The 18,632-nt window shown below is 44.3% G+C and carries 15 protein-coding genes and 1 pseudogene; 1 reads left to right on the plus strand and 15 read right to left on the minus strand.

Annotation, left to right across the window (positions count from 1 at the left end; genetic code table 11):
- Positions 1-108: 108 nt before the first annotated feature.
- The 15 genes and pseudogenes from pdxJ to rpmF all read right to left on the minus strand — a co-directional run bounded on the left by pdxJ (position 109) and on the right by rpmF (position 16,668).
- Positions 109-912 carry a pyridoxine 5'-phosphate synthase gene (pdxJ, locus tag K0T93_RS02705; RefSeq protein ID WP_225721177.1) on the minus strand — a complete coding sequence of 268 codons (804 nt, stop codon included), beginning with the start codon at positions 910-912 and terminating at the stop codon, positions 109-111.
- Positions 909-1,802, minus strand: coding sequence for a DNA repair protein RecO (gene recO / locus K0T93_RS02710; RefSeq protein ID WP_225721178.1), 894 nt, complete (start codon positions 1,800-1,802; stop codon positions 909-911). The genes pdxJ and recO overlap by 4 nt, the downstream gene beginning before the upstream one ends.
- On the minus strand, positions 1,795-2,679 hold the full coding sequence (gene era, locus K0T93_RS02715; protein ID WP_225721179.1) for a GTPase Era: 885 nt from the start codon (positions 2,677-2,679) through the stop codon (positions 1,795-1,797). Before era ends, recO begins: the two co-directional genes overlap by 8 nt.
- Positions 2,680-3,238: 559 nt before the next feature.
- Positions 3,239-3,899 (minus strand): annotated as a pseudogene (gene rnc, locus K0T93_RS02720) (ribonuclease III); the annotation flags it as partial.
- A gap of 49 nt (positions 3,900-3,948) precedes the next feature.
- Positions 3,949-4,860 (minus strand): signal peptidase I, encoded by a 912-nt coding sequence (gene lepB / locus K0T93_RS02725; protein ID WP_225721180.1) that lies wholly within the window; start codon positions 4,858-4,860, stop codon positions 3,949-3,951.
- 20 nt (positions 4,861-4,880) lie between these two features.
- Positions 4,881-6,674 (minus strand): translation elongation factor 4, encoded by a 1,794-nt coding sequence (gene lepA, locus K0T93_RS02730; protein WP_225721181.1) that lies wholly within the window; start codon positions 6,672-6,674, stop codon positions 4,881-4,883.
- A 414-nt stretch (positions 6,675-7,088) separates the two neighbouring features.
- A complete protein-coding gene (locus K0T93_RS02735; protein ID WP_225721182.1) occupies positions 7,089-8,582 on the minus strand; it encodes a DegQ family serine endoprotease in 1,494 nt (497 codons plus the stop codon).
- Positions 8,583-9,996: 1,414 nt separating this feature from the next.
- Positions 9,997-10,161, minus strand: coding sequence for a sigma factor-like helix-turn-helix DNA-binding protein (locus K0T93_RS02740; protein WP_225721784.1), 165 nt, complete (start codon positions 10,159-10,161; stop codon positions 9,997-9,999).
- Between the two features lie 576 nt (positions 10,162-10,737).
- Positions 10,738-11,976, minus strand: coding sequence for a beta-ketoacyl-ACP synthase II (gene fabF / locus K0T93_RS02745; protein WP_225721183.1), 1,239 nt, complete (start codon positions 11,974-11,976; stop codon positions 10,738-10,740).
- A gap of 97 nt (positions 11,977-12,073) precedes the next feature.
- Positions 12,074-12,313, minus strand: coding sequence for an acyl carrier protein (gene acpP, locus K0T93_RS02750; protein ID WP_225721184.1), 240 nt, complete (start codon positions 12,311-12,313; stop codon positions 12,074-12,076).
- A gap of 133 nt (positions 12,314-12,446) precedes the next feature.
- On the minus strand, positions 12,447-13,193 hold the full coding sequence (gene fabG, locus K0T93_RS02755) for a 3-oxoacyl-ACP reductase FabG (protein ID WP_225721185.1): 747 nt from the start codon (positions 13,191-13,193) through the stop codon (positions 12,447-12,449).
- Positions 13,194-13,240: 47 nt separating this feature from the next.
- Entirely contained in the window at positions 13,241-14,173 is a 933-nt protein-coding gene (gene fabD, locus K0T93_RS02760; RefSeq protein WP_225721186.1) for an ACP S-malonyltransferase, read from the minus strand.
- A 76-nt stretch (positions 14,174-14,249) separates the two neighbouring features.
- On the minus strand, positions 14,250-15,236 hold the full coding sequence (locus K0T93_RS02765; protein ID WP_445082783.1) for a beta-ketoacyl-ACP synthase III: 987 nt from the start codon (positions 15,234-15,236) through the stop codon (positions 14,250-14,252).
- On the minus strand, positions 15,233-16,375 hold the full coding sequence (plsX, locus tag K0T93_RS02770; protein ID WP_225721187.1) for a phosphate acyltransferase PlsX: 1,143 nt from the start codon (positions 16,373-16,375) through the stop codon (positions 15,233-15,235). Before plsX ends, K0T93_RS02765 begins: the two co-directional genes overlap by 4 nt.
- A gap of 113 nt (positions 16,376-16,488) precedes the next feature.
- Complete coding sequence (gene rpmF, locus K0T93_RS02775; protein WP_225721188.1) at positions 16,489-16,668, minus strand: 50S ribosomal protein L32; 180 nt, start codon at positions 16,666-16,668, stop codon at positions 16,489-16,491.
- A gap of 782 nt (positions 16,669-17,450) precedes the next feature.
- Between rpmF and K0T93_RS02780 the strand changes: the two genes are divergently transcribed.
- The gene (locus K0T93_RS02780) at positions 17,451-18,086 is read left to right on the plus strand and encodes a Maf family nucleotide pyrophosphatase (RefSeq protein WP_225721786.1); all 636 of its coding nucleotides are present in this window, start codon (positions 17,451-17,453) and stop codon (positions 18,084-18,086) included.
- Positions 18,087-18,632 lie beyond the last annotated feature (546 nt).

An 18,632-nucleotide genomic window follows, 5' to 3' on the forward strand; every position in this document is an offset into this window, starting at 1 on the left:
TGTAGTAGGTGATGAAAGACGCCGTATTAGTGCATTTACTACTAATAGACATTCACTAAGTTCGGGGTCGTCGAGTTTCTGCTTTGGATCACCGCATGTGATGATTGACTAGTTCTTTATGGGGCGACGGTTTTTCGAAAAATGGCTCTGTGCATACTCTATCTGCCCGCGCGCCGCAACGATGATCGCCTTCATCTCACGCACGGCATTCTCCCACCCTGCAAAGATTGCATGCGCAACGATAGCATGGCCGATATTTAGTTCAGTAATACCATTAAGCGCAGCGATAGGCTGTACGTTAGTGTAGTGCAGACCATGACCAGCATTAACTTTCAAGCCTAGAGACTGCCCTAGGTCAACACCCATAGCAATCCGCTCCAATTCTTTTTCCTGAGCGCTATCAGCCGCGTTAGCGTAGCATCCAGTATGAAGCTCAATTACACCTATACCGCTTTCATAAGCTGCCTGAATTTGCTCTGGCTCCGCGTCGATAAATAATGATACCTGCGTGCCTACATCTGCTAGTTGCCGTCTTGCTGCCTTAACTGCGTTAAAGTGCATAACCACGTCTAATCCATTTTCAGTAGTTAACTCAGCGCGTTTTTCTGGTACCAAGCAAACGCTATAAGGGCGCACATCACAGGCGATATCAAGCATTTCTCTAGTTAATGCACACTCTAGATTCATTCGCGTCTTAAGCAAGGGTTGCAATGCTCTCACATCGGCATCAATAATATGGCGGCGATCTTCGCGTAAATGCAACGTGATTACATCCGCACCAGCGGCCTCAGCCCGAAGTGCTGCCCGAAGCGGGTCAGGATATGAAGTGCCACGCACATTACGTAATGTGGCAATATGATCGATGTTAACACCTAACTTAAGCGAGGGTTTTAGCGATAAAAAAACGTTCATAAATTTTTAAGAGCGATCAGGATATGACGCGTCGAAAGCGGTGTACCGCCAAGATAAGTATTCAATAAAAAACGCATTAAGGCTTTACTTTGAATAATAGTTTGCGCACGAGAATAATCATCACGCTCCATATCGAGTAGCGTTTGTCCAGAAATAACTGGACCTCGTAACGCATCCTTCCGAGATTCAAGCATCTCTACGTCGCATAAACCTCGTTCTGGATCAAACACATATGATCGACCGGTTACAACATTTTGTTTCGTTGCAGTCTGATCAAGTGATGAGGCATAGCCAATCTCACGCAGTAATAGAAGCTCGAAGGAGCGTAATACCTGCACAGCTGGTTCTTTATGCGCGAGCCGTGTCAACGTTAACAAATAATGATCGAACAATACAGTATACGGATCTTCTGGTGCACAAAACCTGACAAGCAACTCATTGACATAAAAGCCGTACAGTAGTGCATCTCCGGTGAGTGGGTACATGCCGCCAACCCATTCAGCTTTAGTAAGTGTCCGAATTTCAGACTTTCCAGCCCATGACAGCGTAAGCGGCTGGAAAGTCTGAAGCACGCCGCGTAATGCTGAGTGTGGTCTCTTAGCCCCTTTAGCGATGAGCGCAAGACGACCATGTGAGCGGGTAAATGCATCGATGATGAGGCTCGTTTCCCGATAAGGGTGGGTATGCAACACGAAGCCTAACTGCTCAACTATACGATTAGCTGAGTACGGCGTATTAGTACGGTAACGCATGAGCGCAGTATAATCTGTCCTGGACTGTTGTGCGAGATCGCCTGATGACATCTCCAACGGCACGCTATTAGGCAATGGGCTAGCGTAAGTTGGTTTATCTTTATCTGGATAGCCTGGACACATCTCATTTCTACTCATAAGCGCGTGATATCGCCTTTATGTCTGCCCGCTTTCTCTTAATTTTCACGAACGTCTCTAGATAAACCGGGGTATCAAAAAGCTTTATCATATTCATTCGTGCTTCGGTGCTAATCTTTTTTAACTTTGCGCCCTTTTTCCCTATGATCATTGCTTTATGGCTTTCACGATCGACAAGAATTGTCGCGAAAACTCGACACAGCTCGTTTTTTTTCTCGAACTTATCAATCAACACTGAACTTGTGTATGGTAACTCGTCTCCAGTCCATCGGAATATTTTTTCTCGTAATATCTCTGCCGCTAAGAATTGATCACTGTGGTCAGTTATCTTATTCTTACTATAGCTTGGTTTACCAAGTGGTAGTAACGACCGTAGAATCTTTAATAACCGTGTAATATCGGCGGGTCGCCTGGCGCTTATCGGTATAACATCAGAGAACATATGTAGTGTTTCTGTATTTCTCAAAAATGACAGCAGCGTGCTTTTATTTAAAAGCTTATCGACTTTGTTTACAATTAATACTGCTTTTACTGTCTTTGGAATTAATTCTTGAACGCGCTGATCGTTCAGCCTATATAGGCCCGCCTCAATCACAAATAATACGATGTCTACCGAAGTCAGCGTTGAAATAAGAGTACGGTTTAGTATTGAGCTATATTGAGTCTGGAAACCAGGGGTATCACTAAAAATAAATTGTGCATCATCTAACGTCCGAATACCGATAATTCGGTGCTGCGTAGTTTGTGATTTTCGCGAGGTAATGCTAACTTTTTGACCAATTAGAGCGTTCATAAGCGTTGACTTGCCGACATTTGGACACCCGATAATTGCTATCGTGCCGCAACGGAAACCAGTTTGTTCGAGAGTCAAATTCATGGTAAGTGGACCCGCAACTCGCAGGAAATACCTACTAATATACGCACATGATACGCGTCTACGCTTGTTAAGTTTCAGTCAAAGTAGAATGAAGCAGATTATGCTGTAATAAAGAACTAAGTGCTGCTAGTCACGCATTAGAATCGCGCCTTATACGCGCGCGGGGGTCTATATAGGGGGCTCATAGAGCGTCTGTAGCGACCCGATTGATTATCGGGCGAAGCAGTTGTGGTGAGTGTCGAAGCTACCGTAGTCAATACAGCATTAGATATTTTAGCCGCAGTGAGATCTTTATCAGGATATTTAATACGCATAATCTCACCGGCGTTTGGACTCTATGCACTATTCACACACTTATAGTGATGACCTACCCGTACTTGCACTACTTGTTCGGCAAGTTTCTCTAGACGCTTAGCCTTACGGCCTAAAACAGGGGGGGGAATTAGTGCATTTTTTAATTCAGCGCTGCGTAATTGTACACTATTAGACTCTAAATTGGCAATGGGTTCCGTTTTCTGAAATCTCTTTAGCTGCCTGAGCAAATGTGGTGTCATCTCTATCACTTCTTCGAGCGCCTCTTTTGCGGCAGCTTGCTCGGCTGCACGCCGACTGATGCCAGTGCCGGATACCCTGACCTCGAGCTGAGGCACTGTGCATTCGACTTTAAATTCCTGTTTATGGGCAGCGCCCGAGATTGAGATTACCGCATAGCGCGGTAACGCAATTTTATTGCCCTGCAAATACTCTTGCAATAGCGTTTTAGCATCCTTGCCTAAAGTGCGCAGGTCAATTTTATCTAAAATTGGGACGTATAATTGCTTGATCACTGCCTGTACCGGGTAGAAGCCTCCATCCAGAAAAATTGCGCCAAGCACTGCTTCAAACGTATCAGCTAGAATTGATGGCCGTTGAAAACCGCCGCTACGGAGTTCCCCCTCACCGAGCCGCAACGCCTCTGCAATATTTAGAATTTGAGCAATTTCGTATAGAGACTGTTCTTTGACTAAGTTTGCCCGTACTCGAGACAAATCACCTTCATCAAGCCCACTAAAACGCTGAAATAAAAGAGACGCTACTACGCAGTTGAGAATCGAATCTCCAAGAAATTCGAGCCGCTCGTTATGCGTAGCACTGTGGCTTCGATGGGTTATAGCCTGCTGCAGTAATTTCGCATTGCGAAATTTGTAGCACAGTCGGCTTTCCAGCAGTAATAAAGACATAGATGAAAGTATAGCGTAGGCCACAGCCTAAGTGGAATAACTCTTTGCTTTATTCAAAGAAGCCAATGCGCTTCAAGCTTGAAAAGTTTAGCCAGATAAAAAAAGCACGACCGATAAGATTGCGATCAGGTACAAACCCCCAGTAACGACTATCTGCACTATTATCTCGATTATCGCCCATCACAAAATAGTGGCCAGCTGGCACCTTACAAATCATACCGTAGCTGTTATAGTAACAATTGTTGCGATAAGGATAATCGTTAGTTTTAATCAAAAAAGGCGGTGCAGACGGATCATGTAGCAATGCATGGCGCCTATTCCCGAGCGTCTCGACATACTGCTTAATGTACTTATCCGGCTGCCCGGGCAATATTAGGCTATTATCTAAATAATCTGAAAACGGCGTTTCTGGCACAATCTTACCATTGATTACTAGGCGCTTATTCTGATACGCGATTATATCTCCGGGTAATCCGATAATGCGTTTAATATATGCAATAGACTCTTTCTGGGGAAAGCGAAATACAATAACGTCGCCTCGCTGTGGGTCTCGGCCAGAGATAATCTTTTTGTTTATAATCGGCAAGCGGATCCCATAATTGTACTTATTAACTAGAATAAAGTCACCGATAAGCAGCGTAGGCGACATCGAGCCGGATGGAATCTTAAACGGCTCAATAATAAAGGAACGCAGCAAGAAAACAAGCAGGAGCATCGGAAAAAAGCTCGCTGAATACTGAAGCCATAACGGCTGACGTAGCTTTTCTTGGAAAAGCTTTGCTCGTGCGCGGTAGACATCCTCGCTAAGCAAATTTTTATCTAGTTGCTCTTGATGTTGATCAAACTCATATACTACAGCATTTGCGGCGCGCTGGCGTTGAGGTAGAAAAATGAGTTTGTCTGCTGCCCATGTAATACTCGTCAACACGACTAAGATGAAAAAGATAAGCGTAAGATTCATAGAGAATTCTATTTTTAGGATTATTTATCTTCAACTTTTAGGATAGCTAGAAATGCCTCTTGAGGAATCTCAATACTGCCGACTCGCTTCATTCTCTTCTTACCCTCTTTTTGCTTTTCGAGAAGCTTCTTCTTGCGAGTAATATCACCGCCATAGCACTTAGCTAATACGTTTTTACGTAACGCTTTAATGTTTTCACGCGCAATAATGTTCGAGCCGACGACTGCCTGTATTGCTACATCGTACATCTGCCGAGGAATGATTTCGCGCATCTTTGCAGCTACATGATGGCCTCGAGACTGGGATTGCGATCGATGGACTATCAATGATAGCGCGTCGACATTATTACCATTGATGAGCATATCGATCTTTATAACATCTGATATCCGGTATTCCTTAAACTCATAGTCCATAGATGCATAGCCTCGTGATACAGATTTAAGGCGATCAAAAAAATCTAGGACAATTTCGGCCATTGGTATTTCATATGTTAGCTGTACTTGGCGACCGCGGTATAACATATTAATTTGATTGCCACGCTTACCTATGCATAGTTTAATAACTGCACCGATATAATCTTGAGGCATATATAGATTCATAGTCATGATCGGCTCACGAATCTCAGAAATCCTAGATGGCTCAGGCATCTTCGCTGGGTTTTCAACCGTTACTATCGAGCCATCTTCGATCAGAACCTGATAAATAACGGTTGGCGCGGTCGTAATTAGGTTCATATTGAATTCACGCTCGAGTCGCTCTTGCACGATTTCCATATGTAGTAAGCCTAAGAAGCCACAGCGAAAGCCACAGCCTAGCGCTTGAGAAACTTCAGGTTCATATTGCAGTGACGCATCGTTAAGCTTGAGTTTTTCAAGCGACTCGCGCAGCATATCGTACTGGTTGGCATTGACTGGATATAGTCCAGCAAATACCTTTGGCTTAACTTCCTTAAATCCAGGCAAAGGTTTAGTTGCTGGTTTTTTCAAATGAGTAATTGTGTCGCCGACCTTTGCGTCTGTTAACTCTTTAATTCCAGATATTATGAACCCGACCTCACCTGCAGATAAGATATTGCGATTTTGTGACTTTGGCGTAAACACGCCAACACGCTCAACTAGATGTTGTGCACCGGTTACCATCATCCGAATCTTATCCTTCTGGCGCAACACGCCATTCATAATTCGCACTAACATCACAACACCAACGTAATTGTCGAACCATGAGTCAATAATTAGCGCTTGCAGCCGCGCCTGAGAATCTCCGCGGGGCGGTGGTACTTTAGCGATCAACGCTTCAAGCACATCTCGCACACCTAGGCCAGTTTTTGCGCTGCACTGAACTGCGTCCGCAGCAGGGATGCCAATTACATCCTCAATTTCAGAAATTGCGTTATGTGTATTCGCCGCTGCTAAATCGATCTTATTAAGTACGGGCACAACCTCTATACCTAACTCAATCGCGGTATAGCAGTTTGCAACGGTCTGTGCTTCAACTCCCTGGCTTGCATCAACGACCAGAAGCGCACCCTCACAGGCAGATAATGAACGACTTACCTCATATGAAAAATCAACATGACCAGGGGTATCAATTAAATTTAGGTTATAGATGCGACCATCTTGTGATTGATAAGTTAATGCGGCAGTCTGCGCCTTAATCGTGATACCACGCTCCCGCTCCAGGTCCATTGAGTCGAGTACTTGCGTTTCTATTTCGCGAGCCGATAAACCTCCGCACAGCTGAATAATACGGTCAGCCAGCGTCGACTTACCGTGATCGATGTGCGCAATAATTGCAAAATTACGAGTATCATCCATTTAATGCCAATGAAGCAAAAAGCAGGCGCAAACAAAAACGGATTACGCGTTGCGATAAAATCAAGGATCACACATTTACTAAATGTGCATCTATCCAAGCTAGATAAGCAATATATTACCCAGTATTGAAGCTAGATAAATAGCGTCTTACTTCATTCAGAAAGGTTAAATCGGAAGCGACTTCCTTAAATTTCCTAACAGCAATAGGAGTACTATTTTCTTATATTTTACCTATATTAATAGATCCCTGAATTGATGCGTCTACACTGATAGCTCTAGCTATTTTTTGCTTAACTATAGAATTCAAGTGACGCCTAGTGTTTTAGCATAGAAGCAACTAGGTACAACCCTGTACAGGGTCAATCGAAGCCGATAGTGCCACAAATCTCAATCTATAATACTCAATTATCTACGTTACTTCTGCACTGGCTCGGCGGGCGGCCGAACGGGGATAAACTGTGTGTTATCTCCACGGCGGACTAGTAAAGCAATGCTCTTCTTGGAATCAAGTTGCCGTATAAGTAACTCAAATTGTTTGGTATCTAAGACGTCTGTATCGCCAATGCGCAGAATAATATCACCGCGCTGCAACCCAGTACGAGTCCCCGGTCCATATAATTCATCAATCTGTACACCTCCTTTCAGGTGCATCAATTTAAGTTGCTCTGGCGACAGGTTACTAATCGCTAAACCCAGCTGATTAAATGTGCGCTCGTGCGCTGGAGCGGGCCGGCTTGTTTTTACTTTCATCGTCATATCCGGCTGCATTTCAGCTATAAAAACCAATAAATTTTTTGTTTTACCCTTACGCCAGATAGTTAGTGTTGCCCGAATACCTGGCTTAGTTTCACCAACCATCCGCGGTAGGTCTGTTGTCGTATCTACATTGCGCCCATTAAACTTCAGGATAATATCCCCGGGTTGCACTCCGGCATTATCGGCCGGGCTGTTTCTCTCGACGCTAGATACTAGTACACCCTTCACTTTTGCTAGACCTAGCGCATCTGACACTTCTTTAGTCACTTCAATAATTGCTACCCCAATCCGCCCTCGAATGACACGCCCGTTAACTTTAAGCTGGTCTGCAACGCGCATCGCCTCATCAATCGGGATAGCAAAAGAGATTCCCATATAACCGCCGGTACGGCTGTAAATTTGCGAGTTAATGCCAATTACTTCACCCCTCATATTAATCAAGGGCCCACCTGAATTACCGGGATTAACTGCAACATCAGTTTGAATAAACGGTAAATAATCACCAGTATCACGCCCTTTCGCGCTGACAATACCCGCAGTAACTGTGTTTTCTAGCCCAAAAGGAGAGCCAATCGCTACGACCCATTCCCCGACTCGGACTTTATTTGAATCGCTGATCATCACGGTCGGCAGATTTTCCGCATTAATCTTTACAAGCGCTACATCGGTGCGTTCATCTACGCCGATCAACTTTGCCTTAAACTCACGCTTATCAGTTAGAGTGACATAAATAGTGTCCGCATCATGAACCACGTGTGCATTAGTCATTACATAGCCATTAGATGACAAAATAAAACCAGAGCCTACGCCGCTACTCTGCTCCGAATCTGAAGGATCTGCTGACTTTCCGTCGCCTCCGTGAGAAGAATCTGGTTTCTCCTGCTGTTGTGGCAGCGGAATACCAAAGAAGCGCCTAAAGAATTCGGACATGTCGCTGTCCTCTAATCCTAGAGGCGGACTCGTCAAACCCTGTTTCTGCGCATGCGTTACGGTATGAATATTAATAACTGCTGGGCCCACCTTATCAACTAGGTTAGTAAAATCTGGTAAGTTAGATGCGGATGGCGTACCAGCCGCGCACAGGTACACCAACGGAATACAGATGGTTACGGCAACCGCGAGCAGGAATCTGCGCACAGGATAAATACTCATATTGTCGACAAGAAGAAAAAACCGTGCGAGACCTCAATCGAGGAGCTTTGTATTCTATAGTAGAAATGAACTATGGAAGCATTCTTATCAGCACTCCGCCTAACACGGTAATCTAATAATTATCATTACGTCTGACTAGGATATATGTGACCTGACTCTCATCGGAGGTTTTATTGGGGGAATTATGCTCACATAGATCGATAGAAATTAAGGTTCCATGAATCCTATCAGAAAATACTACCTAATTAGCAGAAAGAGGTAATACTGACAGATCGGGTAAGATTGTCACCGGTGAGTTTTCACCGCTTTTCAAAATTCTGGAATCTCCCTACATGTTCTACGACTTATAACGAATTTTTGTTTTTTAATGCTCGAACATATATAAGCCTTAAATCGAGTACAAAGATATAGACTTTATCTTTATGCCACAGTACATGATGTGCTCTGCTATCTATACTTTCTAAGTATTCGTGTTGTCGTCAATATAATCAGTGAAATACGCGATAGATTTATCATTAAATTACCCTTATAGACAAAAGCCATTTGTGACCTTACAGCTATGGCACTCGAGACACATGTGTTGAGATATATGTGATTCAAATAAATTGGCCGCCTTATGTCGATTAACAACGCGCATTAGTCTTTACAAGAAGCTAAATGTGTGTGATTTCAGGAAGAATGAAATAAATAATTCTACGATGGACATCTTTTTATGTAACTATTTCTATGTGTTTTAGTCTTGATTAATAAATCCTAAGCAGTTTTTAAACTTAAAAATAGTACATGTTGATCGCAAACCGTATTACAATAGTATCCATATTTTTCACTCTTTTTATAAGAGTATTCAACGGAGTTAAAGCTAATTCAAACGTCTTATTGTATCTATACCTGAGTTCCTAACTAAAGTGCTTTATCCTGGTATACTGCCACTACTTAGCACACTAAATTTTGCACGGCCGCTGAACTTAACAGCGCAGTACTAGCGGCAACTACAAGATATACAGTGACAGTGCCATAATATTAATTCAAGTGATATATACTCCGCAATGTCAACGGTGCCAATGCGATCGGATTATTGGAAAGTCTACTTGAAAATCGCACGAAGAACGGCGTTCTCTTGCTGTATCTTTATCTACCTCTACGAGGTTTGGGGAGCATCACCAATCAAATAATGTACAGCCCGTAAAGTTTGTCTTTAACATCCAGTCTTAATAAGAAATCTATAAATCTGTACGACATGCGCGCGCTTGTTACGCATCCACTTCTTCTAATGGCTCATTATCTGGAGCAAAAGAAAAATGCTCGGCAAGCGCAACGTAACTCTCTAATTCATTTATTTACAATGATATATATCTTAAAAATTCCTTTATTCTAAATAATCAAATCATTTTGATGAGTCCTGTACGTCTTTGTCCTACCATCGCTTTCTTATAAAAATTTCCAGAAATAGTCTTAATCTTACCGCGATAGCTTCACGAGCTCTAAAAATACGAGATCGAACAGTACTGATTGAATAACCGATCATCTTAGTAATTTCTTTATAACTTAATCCTGCAATATCGCGTGGCGTGATTGCTATTCGTAACTCCCCGGGGTAACGCCGCTATAACGGTGTTGACTATTTGTGTAATTTGCTTGCCCATTAACACTGATTCAGGCAGATAAAAATCACTGGATAAAATTTCAGCTTTTTCTACATTATTTCGGTAGAAACTAACCTATCTAGCCTCTGTGTTGAAAGATAATTATTGGCGGTGTCAATAGCAATCTATGCGGTCACGTATAGGATTTAATTGTAGCTAGATCGTGTACAAGGCGCGCAATTAACCCGATAGTCTTATCGTTAGTAAATAGAATTTCAATGTGGCTTTTCACTTTTCTGTATGGGATCGACTAATTGGGTCGCTACCAAACAAGATGTTTAATTGTGTCTACTTAGATTGGTATCTTAACTTAGTTTAGCATTGCTCTGTATTGCCTGTGCGTCAGCTTGTACTAAGCACAGCATTAGGAAGACAGCATATTCAGCATTGCAGTAATATTGAACTAGCACCTACTTATTGATGACGCTTAGTGCCGAGAAATATCATCTAAAAACATAGAAAAATGAGTGATAGCATTAATATGCTTTTCAGAGCGCAGTCACGATATGTTGTTAAACTCGCTTGAATACTAATGTTCCATTCGTGCCACCGAAGCCGAACGAATTCTTTAGCGCAACATCGATTTGCATATCCCGTGCGGTATTTGCACAGTAATCTAAATCGCACTCTGGATCCTGATTGAAAATATTAATTGTCGGAGGCGATACCTGGTAATAAAGAGCTAATACAGTAAATACTGACTCTAGTCCACCTGCACCACCCAGCAAGTGGCCGGTCATCGATTTTGTAGAGTTTACAACCATATGCTTCACGTGGTCACCAAACGCGCGCTTAATGCCGATAGTTTCCGCTAGATCACCTAATAATGTTGATGTGCCATGGGCATTCAGATAGTGGACTTCATCCAAATTTATACGAGCGTTCTTCAATGCTGCCAGCATACAACGACGTGCGCCGTCGCCATCCTCGAGCGGCGACGTTATATGATAAGCGTCAGAGCTCATGCCATAGCCAGCGACTTCGGCATAGATCTTCGCGCTTCGTGCCTTCGCGCGTTCGTATTCCTCAAGCACCATGACTCCAGCGCCCTCACCCAATGCGAAGCCGTCACGATCTCTATCCCATGGACGACTAGCAGTAGCCGGATCATCATTGCGGCGCGACAACGAGCGAGCGGCAGCAAATCCACCAATGCCCAGTGGAGAAACAGCCGCTTCAGCGCCGCCGGCTAGCATCACGTCAGCATCGCCATATTCAATTAACCGCGCCGCCTCACCTATGCAGTGCAGTCCAGTCGTACATGCAGTCACAATCGCCAGGTTTGGTCCTTTAAAACCATAATATATTGATAAATGACCAGAAATCATATTAATGATTGAGGCTGGAACAAAAAATGGGGAAATCCGTCGTGGCCCACGTCTAAGCATTTCAGTTTGCGTAACTTCAATCATTGGTAAGCCACCAATTCCTGAGCCAACTACGACGCCGATACGTTCCAGGTTCTCGCTTTCCGTGTTGATACCAGCATCCGTCATAGCCTGAACACCAGCTGCAAAACCGTAGTGTATGAAAGTATCCATATGGCGGGTTTCTTTAGCTACGATATAATCCTCAATGTTAAAGTTCTTAACTTCGCCAGCGAAACGCGTCGAAAAATTCGACGCGTCAAACTTTGTGATGTTTGCAATTCCTGATTTACCAGCGACTAGGATCGCCCAACCGTCGGCAACGTTATTGCCAACGGGCGAAATTAGCCCCAGGCCGGTAACTACTACACGACGACCGCTCAAGATCTTATCCTTTTATAGATAACTGACAATTAAAAGCCACAGAAGCTTCACGAAAATCCGTAAGTCCTGTGGCTATAACCTGCAAAGATACAAATACTTAAACCTTAATATTTGTTTTAGCGTAGTCAATTGCTTGCTGGACTGTGGTGATATTCTCGGCCTCTTCATCTGGAATCTCGATATTGAACTCGTCTTCCAGAGCCATTACGAGCTCAACAGTATCTAGAGAATCAGCTCCTAAATCGTTGATGAAAGAGGCTTCGCTCTTTATTTCTGATTCAGATACGCCAAGTTGTTCTGCGACGATCTTCTTAACACGCTGTTCCATGTTGTCCATGTATCCCTCCCAGGGAAAGTGAGTTCAAAAATACAAGTTCGCGCATTTTATCAGGTTTAGTCGGCATAAAATGAGGCGCGATTATTCCTCACAATGTTTGCGAGCATTGTAGTAAGCGCCCCGGTATCTGTTATCACATGTACATACCACCATTAACATGCAAAGTTGTACCCGTAATGTATCCCGCTTTCTCTGAGGCAAGAAATACAACTGCGTGAGCGACGTCTTCTGGTGTACCTAGCCGGCCTAATGGAATATAGGTATCGAGCGCTGCTCGCTGGACTGCTGGCATTATACGAGTCATATCTGTGTCAATAAAACCTGGTGCTACACAATTAACGGTAATGTTACGACTGCCGATCTCGCGTGCTAGCGCCCGCGTCATACCAGATACCCCCGCTTTAGCCGCTGCATAATTGACTTGCCCTGAATTACCGGTTGAGCCAACAACTGATGTAATGCTAATAATGCGTCCGCTACGCGCTTTAATCATCGGCCGCAGTACAGCACGTGATAAGCAAAATACGGCCTTAAGATTAGTGTTAATCACTGCATCCCACTCATTATTCTTCATCCGCATCGCAAGTTGGTCCTGCGTAATTCCAGCATTATTTACAAGGATATTTAATCCCCCAAACTCTTTAACTATAGAATCGACTAATATATCGACTGCGCAGTCATCGTTGACATCCAGTACAGCACAATGACCAATAATGTTCTCGGCACGCAACATATCATTAATTAGTAATGCACTATTATTGGACCTAGTAGTACCGATTACCGTCGCGCCAGCGCGACCAAGCATAAGTGCAATCGCGCGGCCAATGCCGCGCGACACGCCGGTGATTAATGCAATCTGTTTATCGAGTAATTTTCCCATTTTGTCTTAGCTCCGAGTTGATGTTTCATCCTGAGGATAGATTAAAATCAACTCTGCAATAGTTTCAACATATTGTTGAGCAACGCTAAATCAGCGATTGAACCAGCCACTAGGCTGGTATCAATGCATCGTGTCATTCTAGTCAATATCCTTCCAGGCCCGCATTCGATCATATGCGTAATATTCTGTGCAGCAATCGCACGTACACATTCGACCCAGCGAACCGGCGAAGCCGCCTGGCGCACAAGAGCATCTTTTATACTCTCTGGATTCGAAACAATTGCTACATCGACATTATTAATCACTGGAATTTGAGGCACACACATGCTGACATCAGCTAGATACTCTCGTAAACGTTCAGACGCTGGTTTAAGTAGAGATGAATGAAAAGGTGCTGATACCGGTAGTAATACCGTGTGCTTTGCACCTTTAGCTTTAGCGATCTCGCATGCCTTTTCTACGGCCGTCATATAGCCCGCAATAACGACTTGTGCTGGCGTATTAAAGTTGACTGCCTCGACGACCCCAGCAGACCCCGCTTCAAAGCAAGCGTCGAGCACAGCATCATCATCTAACCCTAAAATTGCTGCCATGCCCCCAACCTGCGTCTGAACTGCTTGTTGCATCGCCTGCGCACGAAAGCGAACCAGTAGAACCGCATCACGAAATGTAATGGCGTTTGAAGCGACTAACGCTGTATATTCGCCAAGACTATGACCGGCAACAATGTCCGGTACTGCCCCCCCGGACTGCTGCCACACGCGATAAATTGCATATGCAGCAGTAAGCATTACCGGTTGCGTATGAGTGGTAAGGTTCAGTTGGTCGATCGGCCCCCGCTCTATTAAGCGGCCGATATCCTGTTGTAATGCATCGGACGCTTCTTCAAGCGTCGCCTTTACAGCAGGGTGATCTCGAAATATATCGAGCATACCGACTGATTGCGAACCTTGACCTGGAAAAACAAACGCGAATTTCATGGCGGACTCGAATAAAAAGTAGCGAAACAGCATGTAGTGGAGCGGCACAACAAACATCTTACTGTCATGTATGCAACTACATACAAATGATTGCTGCGCCCCAAGTAAATCCGCCGCCAACGCCTTCGATTAGTATTCGATCACCAGCCTTAACACGTCCATCACGCACCGCTACGTCTAGTGCTAATGGAATCGATGCAGCCGAAGTATTACCATGCTCACCAAGCGTTACAACCATACGTTCTAATGGTAAACCCAACTTGCGGCATGTGCCACGCATAATCCGGATGTTGGCCTGATGCGGAATCAACCAATCGATCTGGTCCGCAGACATGTTAGCCTTAGCCAGAGCTTCGCGTGCTACCTTTTCAAGCACGTTCACTGCAAGCTTAAATACTGCGGGCCCGTCCATATGCAACAATGCACTACCTTGAACAATACCACCATTAACATTGCCTGGCGCGCATAGGATATGCGCATAGCTACCATCTGCGTGGAGCGCACTAGCTAGCAATCCCGGATAATCCGATGCAGTAAGCACAACAGCACCAGCGCCATCGCCGAACAACACGCAGGTAGTTCTATCCTTAAAATCGAGCAAACGGGAAAATGTTTCGGCGCCCATCACTAGGGCATTTCGATACGTGCCACCACGAATTAACCCATCGGCTACCGCTAATGCATAGACGAACCCAGAGCAGACCGCTTGCACATCGAATGCTGCGCTTCCATTACGGATGCCAAGTTTATCTTGAACCAGGCAAGCTGTACTCGGAAATACGAAATCGGGTGTTGATGTGGCAACGATAATCAGCTCGATCGCCTGTAAATCCATTCTAGCTGCCTCGAGTGCGCGGCGTGCGGCTATCAGTGCAAGATCGCTAGTAGCTTGCTCGGGGGTGGAAAAGTAGCGCGAATGAATCCCCGTGCGCGCTACAATCCATTCATCATTTGTCTCAATTCCATACTGCGCAAGGCGCTCAGCTAGCGTCTGGTTAGTGATGCGAATCCTGGGAAGGTAGCTACCAGTGCCAAGTACACGCGAGTAGGAGTGAGCCATCATGCGTTCGATGATAGCGCGCCCAACAGCCGAATCGCGAATCTTGCAGGACGACCAGTAGTCGCATTAAACAGCACTTGTGTGCTAGATATATCAGATTCGCTAGAATCGGTATTCTCAGAACGAGTAAGCGGATTAGCATTTTCCTCTAAAGCCCACTTTAGACGCTGGAGGACGCCGTTCTTGACGGCATCATACCCGCGCTTTATAGCCCATTCAAACGCGTACGCATCAGCTGAACCGTGACTTTTAATTACTAGGCCGCATAGTCCAAGTAGCACGGCGCCGTTATACTGGCGTGCATCGATTCTCTTTTTAAAGCGAGATAGTACTGGAAGTGCAATTAGCGCCATTAGTTTCGTAGCCCATGAGCGATTAAACTCTTCGAGAATCATATCGGCGAGCATCCGCGCGAGTCCCTCGGATGTCTTCAATGCGACGTTGCCAACAAAGCCATCACAAATGATTACGTCGACTATGCCTTTATAAATGTCGTTTCCTTCAACATTGCCTCGAAAATTAAGTGTACTTGCCCTCAATAGCTCGCCAGCACGCTTAATAGTATTGTTTCCTTTAATTACCTCTTCACCAATGTTTAGCAATCCAATAGATGGACGATCTTTACCCTCGATCGCAGACACGAGTGCATGCCCCATTTCAGCAAATTGCAATAAATTCTGCGGTCCGCAGTCGACATTCGCACCCAAGTCAAGCATTGTTGTATACCCAACCTGATTCGGCAGGGCAAAAGCGATCGCAGGTCGATCAATGCCGGGCAATGTTTTAAGAACGTACCGCGACACCGCCATCAACGCGCCCGTATTACCTGCTGAAATACATGCTTGCGCGCAACCTGCCTTAACTAGATTCAAAGCGACACGCATCGACGAATCTCTCTTCTTCCGTAGCGCGATCTCAACGGAGTCGTCCATTGCAACGACTCCGCTTGCCCTGATGATCGACAGCGTTGGTATATCAGACATCTTATATCGCTTGAGCTGCGCGCGGATTGCCTCATACAATCCTACTAGTACAAGTTGCGCGTCTGGATGCGCCCGCGCAAAACTAACTGCGGCAGGAACCGTCACAGCTGGGCCGTGGTCACCCCCCATGCAGTCGATTGCGATCTTTATTATAGTCATGGAATACAACAAATCTTAGATACAAAAAAGCGGCAGATCAATGCCGCTTTTTGACAAAGCCAGAGTAATAGAATCGTAAGAAGACGAGATAGGCGGCCATTTCAACTAAACACTTAGTCGCTCTTAGTCTTAACGACTTTTTTTCCTCGATAGTAGCCGTTTGGACTGATATGATGACGTAGATGAACTGCACCAGTGCCTGGTTCAATAGCCAGAGGGGACGCATCTAGAAAATCGTGTGAACGGTGCATACCACGTTTTGATGCGGATTTTTTATTCTGCTGAACTGCCATGGAATCTCCGGAAAATTTGGTTCATTTTAACACAACCTGCTTATTCACTTGCTAAACAGGCCATATTAGCATGGCGGATTAGACTGGTCGAGCTACCGAAACACATCCACCTACTCAAGGTACAGTATAGAGTAGCGCTTATCGCCTCTAAGTGCCTCGAGTGTAAAGAACGGGGTGCGCACGCTCTAGTCTATTACTAGAGGTCAATCCGCCCATATTTATAGAAGAGATTTAATATATCTGGCGGGGCAGATCTTATTTTTCAAATAAAGATAACAAAAACAGATTCTTTATTTTATCTTTTTCAAGAAATCAAGCTAACCTAGCTCTAATGCACCATCAGAGCACTTAATAGTGATTAGGCAAGTAGCTATTAGCTTTTTCAAAAATTCAGTATTAATTGACAGGTAAATCATACTATACATGCCCCTATCAGTGCTTACTTTTCAGTACAAAGCATTAACTCATCTGCAGTACTTTATTTAAAAACTGGTTTAATCTGAAAACATATAACCTTTATATTACTTGTTAACCCATTGGCTCAAAATTCAATAAAAATAGATCCGGTTTACGATAATTGATCATCACCTCATAATCCATTATGAGTTCTACTCATTTGTTCAATTTTTCGCTTACGCTTAGACCCTCTATTATTAACAAACAGAATCATTGATAAAAACCGATATCGTTTTTTGCCTTTTACGTACCGAAAACTTCAATGACATCTGGTAATGTACTAGATGCTATCCGTACTCATATCATATATTCCGACCGCCTTACCTATGCAGCTTATAACTCATTCACTTACCGATCACCGGCTAATTCTCGCTTCCAGCTCACCATACCGGCGTGAGTTGCTTAAGCGGTTACGCATACATTTCGAGATCGACGTGCCAGATATCGATGAAACTGCTCTCCCAAATGAGAAGCCATCTGATACCGCCCTACGACTAGCCGAGGCTAAGGCCCGTGCGATAGATTCAAGCCGTCGCGATGCACTAGTAATTAGCGCAGATCAGGTTGCCACGCTTGACGGACGACAAATTGGTAAGCCAGGAGACCATATGAGCGCGCTAAGACAGCTTTGCATGATGCGAGGGCGCTGCGTTGACTTTCATACTGCGCTGTGCCTCTATGATCAACAGAACGACATACCACGCTGTGTGGATGTCGTCACACGAGTACGCTTTCGAAGCTTGTCTGATATTGAACTAGACTCTTACTTGAGGATAGAACAGCCCTACGACGTCGCTGGAAGTGCTAAATCTGAAGGGCTCGGGATCGCCTTACTAGAAGAGGTCAATAGCGACGACCCCACTGCCTTGATGGGCCTGCCGTTAATCGCATTAACTAGTATGCTATGTGAGGCCGGTATATCGCTGTTTAATACTATCGATACCGCCCGGAGGACTAGATAAAGATTTATGAGCTCGCCTTTTCTAATGAATGGGCCTTTATTAAAAAGGTTAGATAATACTGTAGAACTAGCGAGTTGCTTGCACTTAGGCAGACCGTGCAGTGTGCGCTAAGGTGTGTAATTAAAATTAAAAAAACACACGGTATTTTCCTGAGGAAACAGGTATCGACATTCTTATATGAGATATAGATATTAGGCAAGTTGGTTAATATCTAGCGAGTGTCGGTAATGCATTAATAAGCGTATCAGACGCAGAATCAGCACATCCCCGTGATACCGATGGTCGCAGCTAGCTTCGTTTCCTATTAAGGTTGATAGGCTCTAACCTTAATAACCAGAGTTTTGCTTGCATAGTTTTCTTTTAGAAAGTATTAATTTTGCCTGCTCGTATTTGCGTTTATCTTAATCGCACCTTCTTAGTAAAAACCCACTAAGAATAGGCGTATAACTATAGGCGAATGTTTACTAAAAAGCTAAACATACTTCAGTATAGAAGCAATTAACATGCCTAGTCTGTCAATCATATTTTTTAATCTAGAGTAGTCGT

Source organism: Candidatus Vallotiella sp. (ex Adelges kitamiensis) (genome assembly GCF_020342435.1).
GTDB lineage: Bacteria > Pseudomonadota > Gammaproteobacteria > Burkholderiales > Burkholderiaceae > Mycetohabitans.